The 8981-nt window shown below is 41.7% G+C and carries 12 protein-coding genes and 1 pseudogene; 4 read left to right on the plus strand and 9 right to left on the minus strand.

Annotated elements, in window-relative coordinates:
- Positions 1-186: pseudogene (locus LN995_RS21105) on the minus strand (hypothetical protein); the annotation flags it as partial.
- 185 nt (positions 187-371) lie between these two features.
- A complete protein-coding gene (locus LN995_RS21110; RefSeq protein ID WP_262910552.1) occupies positions 372-521 on the minus strand; it encodes a DUF4113 domain-containing protein in 150 nt (49 codons plus the stop codon).
- 484 nt (positions 522-1005) lie between these two features.
- Between LN995_RS21110 and LN995_RS21115 the strand changes: the two genes are divergently transcribed.
- From LN995_RS21115 to LN995_RS21125, 3 genes are read left to right on the plus strand one after another with little or no spacing between them, the layout of a single operon-like run.
- A complete protein-coding gene (locus tag LN995_RS21115) occupies positions 1006-2007 on the plus strand; it encodes a DNA-processing protein DprA (protein WP_229963082.1) in 1002 nt (333 codons plus the stop codon).
- On the plus strand, positions 2004-2519 hold the full coding sequence (locus LN995_RS21120; protein WP_229963083.1) for an HAD family hydrolase: 516 nt from the start codon (positions 2004-2006) through the stop codon (positions 2517-2519). Before LN995_RS21115 ends, LN995_RS21120 begins: the two co-directional genes overlap by 4 nt.
- 9 nt (positions 2520-2528) lie before the next feature.
- The gene (locus LN995_RS21125; protein WP_229963084.1) at positions 2529-3791 is read left to right on the plus strand and encodes a phosphoribosyltransferase; all 1263 of its coding nucleotides are present in this window, start codon (positions 2529-2531) and stop codon (positions 3789-3791) included.
- Between the two features lie 848 nt (positions 3792-4639).
- On the opposite strand, the gene LN995_RS21130 is transcribed toward LN995_RS21125, so the two are convergent.
- Positions 4640-5155: a hypothetical protein gene (locus tag LN995_RS21130; RefSeq protein WP_229963085.1), complete on the minus strand. Its 516-nt coding sequence runs from the start codon at positions 5153-5155 to the stop codon at positions 4640-4642.
- A 149-nt stretch (positions 5156-5304) separates the two neighbouring features.
- The gene (locus LN995_RS21135; protein ID WP_229963086.1) at positions 5305-5535 is read right to left on the minus strand and encodes a hypothetical protein; all 231 of its coding nucleotides are present in this window, start codon (positions 5533-5535) and stop codon (positions 5305-5307) included.
- 126 nt (positions 5536-5661) lie between these two features.
- On the opposite strand from LN995_RS21135, the gene LN995_RS21140 reads away from it, so the two are divergent.
- Complete coding sequence (locus tag LN995_RS21140; RefSeq protein WP_229963087.1) at positions 5662-5856, plus strand: hypothetical protein; 195 nt, start codon at positions 5662-5664, stop codon at positions 5854-5856.
- A 57-nt stretch (positions 5857-5913) separates the two neighbouring features.
- Here LN995_RS21140 and LN995_RS21145 read toward each other — a convergent pair whose 3' ends face one another.
- The 5 genes from LN995_RS21145 to LN995_RS21165 form a co-directional block, all read right to left on the minus strand.
- Positions 5914-6747, minus strand: a complete 834-nt coding sequence (locus LN995_RS21145; protein ID WP_229963088.1) for a hypothetical protein — start codon at positions 6745-6747, stop codon at positions 5914-5916.
- Between the two features lie 97 nt (positions 6748-6844).
- Positions 6845-7354: a DUF4304 domain-containing protein gene (locus LN995_RS21150; RefSeq protein ID WP_229963089.1), complete on the minus strand. Its 510-nt coding sequence runs from the start codon at positions 7352-7354 to the stop codon at positions 6845-6847.
- A 95-nt stretch (positions 7355-7449) separates the two neighbouring features.
- A complete protein-coding gene (locus LN995_RS21155) occupies positions 7450-7845 on the minus strand; it encodes a hypothetical protein (RefSeq protein ID WP_229963090.1) in 396 nt (131 codons plus the stop codon).
- A 19-nt stretch (positions 7846-7864) separates the two neighbouring features.
- A complete protein-coding gene (locus LN995_RS21160) occupies positions 7865-8395 on the minus strand; it encodes a hypothetical protein (protein ID WP_229963091.1) in 531 nt (176 codons plus the stop codon).
- A gap of 100 nt (positions 8396-8495) precedes the next feature.
- Complete coding sequence (locus tag LN995_RS21165; RefSeq protein ID WP_229963092.1) at positions 8496-8906, minus strand: hypothetical protein; 411 nt, start codon at positions 8904-8906, stop codon at positions 8496-8498.
- Positions 8907-8981: the final 75 nt, after the last annotated feature.

Here is an 8981-nt window from a genome sequence, read left to right on the forward strand (position 1 = left end):
TCTCCAGTCAAAGGTAGCAACTCCATAGCGTGTGAAGGAAAGCACACTCCTGCAGCCCTCAAAGCCCAGCTGCTCCATTCCCCTGCGAACATTCTCCGGCAGGCCCTCCAGCCACTCCTGATAGTCTTCCAGGTCGGGGGAGTACTCCCTTGCCTCATGATGGTACCGGTAGGAGATGTTACCCACCGTGAACACCAGCTCATGGTAGCGGTGCTCCTCTGCGGGGCAGGCGGCCAGGAACTTCTCCTGGCTGATGTTGCATTCCTCTACAGGGTGCTTCACGGTGATCATATAAACTTTTTATTTATGGTGCAGCCTTAAGAAAGGCCGTTTCGGTTCGGTGTTCAAGATAAGCATTCTCTACCGAAATCTCACCGAACTTTCAACACATCCTCAATCCTTGTTGTATAGCATGGGGGGACGTATTCCGCTTTAGGCTCCCAAGTATGGCTCACCCCTTCAGCAGCCACCTTCACCGTTCCCTTTCCCATAGACTTGTTAAGTTGATCCAGCGTGAGCATGAGGCTTGCATGTCAGTAGTGTTTCTCGATTCATGTTGCAGGAGCTTTTATTGTTAAATTAATTAGCTATTATGCAGCTTTAGAGAAATTTTATTTATTGTATAAAATAATTTATTAAAAATATTAGTAAAATATGGCTGACATCCTACTATGTAGCAAGGAGAAGCAGCTTCTACTTTACATAAAATCTGTTATAGATAAAGCTTAGGAGTTGCTGGTACTTCGGAAACTTATCCAGACCCATCTTTCCGCACAAGAAGCCATTCTAGGAATTCCAGGGAACATGATTTTATGTCTTACACATATATCCTTTTTCAAAAGGAATAAAGTTGTGTTTTCAGTATAAAAAAAGGAATTTTTTATACTGAAAATTATATATTGAATCTTTAATCACAATGCTAAACCTTTTTCTTGTGATAAGGTGGGAAGCGCCTCTTCTTTAGAGAAGCTGAGAGCCAAAACAGCTAAAGGATTATCCTAATATATGTTATCAGCAAAGCAAATCCTTTTACTTGAACAGCTATCAGGTGTGGGCAAGTCTGCCATCCTAGCAATCAACGATTACCTTGTCTCCAACAAACTCGCTTTACCTTATAGGGAAGCAGAGATACTGGATCTCCTTGAGGAGGTACGAAAATATTATAAGAGGCTGCAGTTACCTACGCTGGACAACCTCTCTTTGGCCATCGCAGCCAGTGAGCATATCATCGAGCAGTCTGACAGGCACGGAATAAAGATACTCTCCTTCAATGACTCCACGTTCCCCCGGCTACTGGCAACGATAAAAAACCTGCCTCTGCTTCTGCACTGCAAGGGGAACATAGCCTCACTCCAGGCACCCACTGTCGCCATTATCGGCACAAGGGAACCGTCAGAGCATGCTTTGGCGGCTGGTCCCAAGCTTTCATCTTACTTTGTAGATGCTGGTTTTACTGTGGTCAGTGGTCTTGCGCTTGGGTGTGACACGATCGGCCACAGAGCTTCTGTCGATGTCAAGAAACCGACCGTTGCCGTTATGGCTGGGGGGCTGCACTCGATCTACCCTAGGGAAAACAAGGAGTTGGCAAATAAAATATTAGAATGCGAAGGGCTTTTGTTGAGTGAACTACATTTCGGTAAGGATCCCCACAGGAGCACGTTTGTGGACAGGGACCGGCTTCAGAGCGGCCTAAGCCGCGGGGTTGTCGTGCTGGAGACAGGCGTGAAAGGCGGAACGCTGCACACGGTGGGGTTTGCACTAAAGGAAAGCAGACCAGTAGCCTGCATGTACTCACACATGAAAAGCAAGGGCGGCTTTGAAACACATGATAAATTCCAGGGCAATAGGATGCTGGTGGAGGAAAGCAAGGCGGTCCCCCTGGACAGTCCGGCAGCCATCCAAGCTTATATTGAGAAGTTGCTGAGCCAGGGTAGAAATAGCGGTAACTCTTCCGATCCTGAACTGGGCAGTACCTCGTCAAAAGCACAACTTACTCTATTCTCATGAAAACACTTATCTTCGACTTTGACCAAACCATTGCCGACACAAGCGCACTGGAACCTCTAAGAAGAGCCCGTAACTGGTCCTCTGTTTATGCTTCCCTGCACCGAATAAAAATTTACCCAGGAATGCTGGACCTGCTCGAAAAGGGCAGAAGCAAGGGATATAGAATAGCGGTTGTGACGAACTCTCCAAGGAAGTACTGTGAGCTGGCCCTATCTTCCCTAGGAATAAAGGCTGACGCAGTGGTAGGATATCACGATACCTCCAGACGCAAACCTAACCCTGACCCCGTGCTACTGGCCCTAAAGCTAGCTGGAGGGACTCCCTCCGAATCCTTTGGCCTTGGAGACACTGTGAACGATTTGGCTGCTTACAAAGCAGCAGGCGTTACCCCAGTTGCCTGCCTATGGGGGTGTGTCAATGCAAAGGAGCTTACTATGGCTATGCCTTGTATAACCGTCAGCAGTGCCTTAGAAATGCTAAACCATCTCATAACATCTCCATCTGAAGTTTAGACAATAGCCATGGGAGGGATTTTAGCAGTAGCTTTCATTATGCTCATTATGTTGTTGCTTTTCTATTTCGCCATCAAGGATAGCAGAGGAAAACATAGGGCAACTACAGAGAGGCAACGTTTTAAGGATTGGAACGCCAACAGAGACAGTAAAAGGGCTGCGGTGGGGAAGGAAACTAGGGAAGTAAAGAAAAACCTGGAAGTCGAAAGAAGAAAGGAATATAAGAAAAATGCTCAGCACATTAACCATGAAACTCCCAGAGCTACTGCTGTTGCAAACCCTATGAGGGAGCAGGTAACTCCCAGTTACTGGAAAAGCGGAGCAAATAACTATGTACAGGAAAAAGGGGAGGAGCCTCTAAAAGAAGAAAAAGACAAGAAAACAGATATAAAGAGAACTCCTGCAAAAGGTAACAAGCCAGATGTAAAGAAAACTACAGCAAGAGGAAAGGAAGCTAAGGAGAATGCTGAGCTTAAGGCGCTGTATAGCTTTGACATTGCAAAACCAGTTGAGGATTCAGAAATTCATGAAAGTCTTTGGGCTGAGTATGGGAAAATCTTCTCATCCGACCCAGCACTGGACATGCAGCGGGGAAAGGACATCTCATGGGTTGAATTATCTTCAGAGTTCAAGAATAGAAACACGAAGAGGGGCTTCGCTTACTATTCTCTTCTTGATTATTATCCGAAGAATCGATATAGAGAGGTTCCTGCGGAGGTGGAGAATATCAGGAGGTTAATATATGCTTTCAAAGATGGCTATAACTCCAGCGAGATCGCCCTTTTAGTAGCTAGTGCCCTTTATGGAGAGTTCTCCAGCGAGTATCAGGACTGGTCTGAGGCTAACACCGTGTTCAGTATCATTCCTGCATCGACTGAGAGCAGGAATAAATGCCGCTTTCTCAGTTTCTGCAGCTTGGTCTCAGAATATTTGGGGGTTAAGAACGGATACAGCGCAATTGAGGTCAACTTTGACAAGGAAGCTTTGAAGGGTGTTGTCGGTGTTGATAAGACAGAGAACCTGCTTTATAACGCGCCTGTGTTCGCTGGCAAAAATGTGATCTTATTTGATGACGTAAAGACCTCGGGCGGCTCCTTTGTGCAAAATGCTAACAAGCTAATAGAATTGGGCGCAAATAATGTTACTGGCGTCTTCCTGGGGGAGACTTATGACAGCTACTCAAGAGGAGAACCGTATTGGACAGTACAGGAGGAGACGTCTTACAGAGAAGTCATCCGGCTGAATGATGAGCCTGATGATTTGCCGTTTTAGATCCGAAGTATGGCTTAGGCCTGCCAACGGTGGAGCAGAAAAAAAGCTAATGGAGAATAACTACATCATAAAGAGCTGGGAGCGCTAAAAGGGCAAAGGTAAGTTTAGTAGTAAAGCAGTAAGTTACACTCATTCAAAAATGACTTGGCCATCAAGCCAATCATTTTTGCTTTGCTGATATGCTGGCACAGCTCAAACATTGAGTAATTACCACTACTTGACCTTACACTACTGCTAATCTTAGCAGCAATAGGCTTACAGGTTCATTTTTTCTTTCGTAATCACCTCTCACTAAACCATGGAGGTGATTACGAAAGAAAAATGTTAAATAGAGAATGTCAGCTTACATCCTGACTATTGTAAATATTGAGAGAAGTCTCATTCAAGCTGTTCGAAAAAGGGGTACATACACTTTCACTGTTGGCGAACTCCCAAACACCGCTTCCGCTAAAGCAAGAAGTGATTTGAGTATAGGTGCCATCTGAATTGAACTTAGTACGTGTGTTTCGGATGGTAACCACACCCGCATTACTTGAACTGGTGATATCAATGCCGTCTCCCTTTATTTTGGAAACCTTCCATGTTTTGGCAGTAAGAAGCTCTTTATTTGTTTTCGGCTGTGGGTCCTCGTCCTTGTCACCGCATGATGAAAAGGTGAAAAGGACTGCTAATGTAAGCTTCCCCGGCTATTGCCGGGGCTACACAAGATGAACTTCCGTGCAACGAATCGCCTGAAGCTCTCTTTTCGCTAAGATCAAGTTATTAAAATAATTCTATAACATCACTCGCTTTTTTTAAGACAGTACCTCGATTAGGAGTAGTAATTTTATACTATTTCAGTTAATCGTTTAGAGCATCACCTGTCGATTTTCTATTTCATAATCTGCCCAACTTTGAAATTGACTTAAAATAGAAAGATGCTCTAAAGCTTCTTTTGGATTCACAAACATAATTCTGCGAAGCTCACCATTTGGGTCAGAAATCAAATAATTATTCCATGCAGACCAACGGATAAATGTATTATTCCCATTTTGTCTCGTTTGTTTACCAAAATAACCGTCATACACTTCCTCTATTTTCCACTCGTTATTCTCAACTGAAACAACTTCTTGGTCTTTGTTTAAAATAGAGTAATTGTAAATTTCGTATTTATTGTCACTATAAGTTGTATGAGTATGCGAGAACAATTTCTTTATAATGAAACTACAATCAGTTCGACTTGCCTTTTCGAAATCAATAAATTCACTCACTAAAAAAGGTTCAGTTGACAAAACTGCTTGATAAATAGTTTTTCTTGACATATTGTTTAAATTTAATTGGTTGATTATACCTGAAGAAGCAGCCAATGCCTTACTCGCTAACAAAGCTGTAATCAATCTATAGTCCGATTCAGTCTGGCTGCTTTTATTTTAAACCCGCAGGCAAGGGTCATATAGATTTTAGGGACACTTTTAGGCCCATTATAAAAGTTTCGATTCACAGCTTGCACATTTTTCATAATATATGGAAAAGGTTATATATTCACAAGTCCCCTTTTGTTCTGGGCATTGATGTATCGAAAGACAGTCTGAATGTATGCCTGATTGACTCCAGGAACGGCAGGCAGCTCTGCCACAAGCTCAACAACAACCTCAGTGGTTTCATGCGCATGAAGGTATAGCTCAAGCAGCACGGCTGCGAGGCTGGCACAGATACCTTTTGCTGTATGGAACACACTAGCCTCTATACCAGACAGGAGGTGCATTACCTGCTGGCCTTCGGGTTACAGTTCTGCTCTTATTTCTTCAATGCGATTTGACAGTTCTTTTATCCTTTGTTTGTCTATAGGTATGTCATTATAATTTCTTTCTATAAATCCCATTGTCCCCAAGTGGCAGGCCTATGCCTGGAGCAGGACCAGGAAAGGAGGCTGGGACGTGGCTCAAAGCCCGATCCTGATAACGACGGTAACGGTGAAACGGCTTGTCCGCAGGGGGTACGAATCTTTGCTCAACTACTACAGGAAAGTAGCTCCACAACTCAACGAACCGCTGTATACGAGACCCGCTTGTACAGTGGTGTGTGAGGCGCTCCCCGCTACCTAACGGTGGCGGGGCCGTCTACACGATTAGGGGGCGTTATTCTAATTTATTTGTTTTAGGTTTGAATTTAGCCAATCTTTAAATTTGCCTTTTTCATTATCTTCAATTCTTTCAACTAAACTTGGTAAATAGGATGAGCATTTAACTTTAGTAGTGTTATTGTTATTAGAATCTAATGTTTGTAAAATAATATTAATTTCTTTTTTAAGCATAGTTTTCTTTTTTTCAATCCAAATATCAGGTGCTATAAAGTAGTTCAATTTATTTATGTCTATATTGTCAACTGCTGGAACAGAAGGGACTTCTAGATGCTGCCAAATTTCTTTAGTAAAATCAGTTAGTGTATTATTAAAATAAATTTTGTAGGAAAGAGCCTGTAAAATCTGTTGGGCATAGCTGCCCTCCCTATCAGTCAATTTTGATATTTGTTTTGGCAGCCATACAAGATTAGGAACAAAAGAATTTGTCTTTTCAAAAGTTGAAGCTAAAAAATCCTTACCCTTCAATTTTCTCCAAATATGGCTAGCAACAAACCCTACACTTAATTTCTTATTATTATATTCTTTAATTTTATTACTCTTTACTTGAAGTGGACTAATAATGCCTTTAATCAATGAATTGTCGTCACGAAGAAACCCCTTAGTATTTGAAAAACCCCACTCATGTTTTCCATTCGCTTGTTTTTGTCTACACGAAGCATCTCTAATCACATAAGGAAGAAGGAGTGGTAATTCTTGATAAACATTGGGAGGAAACCAAATTGATAAATCAATAATTAGTCTTTCTATAAGTTCTTTTGAAAACTTATCATTCGCGTTATCTGACAAAAGGGTCTTCTGGATGTAGTGGTATATTATATTATTCCCGTCAATCATATAAATTGATTTTTATGCCCCCTAACGTCTAGTGCATGAGACGTGCAAGGCCGTCGGCCGTAGCATGGCTTATGCACAATGTTGTAGGTAGGCTTTTTTATGTTTTGCTAATTTCTTCTATTTGCTTTTTGAGATTCTCACCCCAGAAGCCAAATTGTTTGAAGAAACTTAGGCAGTCTTCTAAAGAATCTAAATTATTCAGTTTTGGTAAAATGGCTTCTTCAAAGTCAATCTTTAATTCTCTGGAAAAGTCCTCAAGGTCTGTGTCGTTGGTTATGATATACCCCAACCAGCTTTCTTTTCTATACTTATGCTTCTTTCTTTCATCGGGTAGAAAACCGTCTTCACGGATTGCTGCTCCAGCGTCGTAGTAAGTTGCTTTTTTCTTTTCTGGGTCTTTGATTTTCTCTGTCAAAGCAACTCCTATATTGAAACAGAAGCTTAAACTCTCAACACTATTCCATTGAGAGTTCTGTAAATTGATAGTAATAAAAAAGTCGCCTTTGTTTTTCCACCAGTTCTGTCCAGCTGTGTTATAACCTTCTTCTTTGAGTTTTGGCTTCAGGTAAGTCTTTATAAATTCCTTTTGTTTGTCTTTTGCGTTCATTTTCATTTTTAAGCTTAGCTACAACGGATTAGGACAGGCACCGGACGAGGCGTAGCCAAGTATGGAGCCTGTGCCTTGTTAGCCAATGTTTTATTTTACCAGTTATCGTCAAAGAGGTAGAACTTCTTGTTACAACTCTCACATGTTTGCCATTCAGTTTTAAGCTTTTGAATGACCCCACAATGGGGGCACATTATTCTTTTTTGCTGGGAGCTACTGCCTGTACCTACGGTCCCAACCTTCCTAAAACCCAAGCCTATGGCTGCCTCCTTTAAAGAAAGAGAACCAAGTGCGCCCCCATTTATTTGGATTGTTCCAACCCTTGCTCTAAACTTTGCTCTTCTTCTTTTGGTCAACAGTAACTCCTCCTGACCCAGCTGCTCATCTACTGCTGCTGTGAAAACAACTTTGTTGTATACATCCCATTCTATCTTGTGTAAAATACATCCATTCCCTTGTAAATATTGAAAGTCAAAGCTAGTCATCATCATCAGCATGAATAGGTACAGCCTATTCAATCCCTACTACTTCCCAGTCCTTGCCGTAGTCTTTGAAAACATGAACTGTTACACTCTTGAAGGCTTTGTCACCCTTAATAGTCAGTTCAACGTTAGCGCTACCAGTCTCTCCATTCGAATCATTCTGAACTGCGATACCTCCTGTCGGTGTAAATCCAAATCCCTTTATTTCTCCTACTTCCCTTTTTATGTGCTCGCTGCGCAAGAGGTGATCTTTTGCCGTCTGGTAAGCTTTAGTATTAGGCATAATTACGAGCATTGATGTCTGTACAAGAAGGATAAAGCTTATTGCCCCAATGCCAATCTTGTTCCAAAGTACTTTCTTCCCTGCCTCCTTCCTCTTCGCCATGTTATGTACTAGCAAGCCTATTAGACCAGCTAAGAATAGCAGCCATCCAATTGTTTTAGCCTCCCAAAAGAAGTCGATCGGTATAAGTTGACTCAAAAAGCCATAGGTTAAAAGTGCAACCCCAAGCACTAAAGCTGACTTGGTAAAGAGACTTAGTTCTTCGAACAAATTCATATTAATAAATATTAGCTAACGGCTTGTATAGAAGGCGAACGAGGCATAGCCGTAGTGTGGCTTATATACCTTGTTAGCGGATTTAATTCTTAATGTAAACTTAGTCTGACAGTGGATTACCTTGATTAAACTTCGCCACGACAATCAAAAACGTAAAACCAATGGCTATCAAGGCTACAAACCACTTTCTGTAACTCTTCATTTCAGCCTTATTTTCACTTTCCCTCAAATATTTATCCGCATCTTCTACTCTTAGAGTGAAATAACTAAGTATAAAATACAATACCAGCAAGACAGGCAGATAACCTATGCGGTGTCTTGGTTTGTGAAAACTTATTTCAATCAATCCAAGGTTGTTTTCCAAGATCCCCAATAAAGGGAGAAGCCATATCCATATCAACAAGCAAAAAACAAGTTTAGCTATAAACAAACGAGCCTTTCCGCCTGAATACTGCATATTCTTTTGTTCAGCCGCATATAAAGCTGTTATTAGTTTATTAACTCTGTTCAATTACTCTTAAGTGCTTTGTTTTCTTACTTGTTATACCCGCTAACTACGGTATAAACGAGAACCTACGCTTATCTG

It is taken from the genome of Pontibacter silvestris (genome assembly GCF_020907275.1).
GTDB lineage: Bacteria > Bacteroidota > Bacteroidia > Cytophagales > Hymenobacteraceae > Pontibacter > Pontibacter silvestris.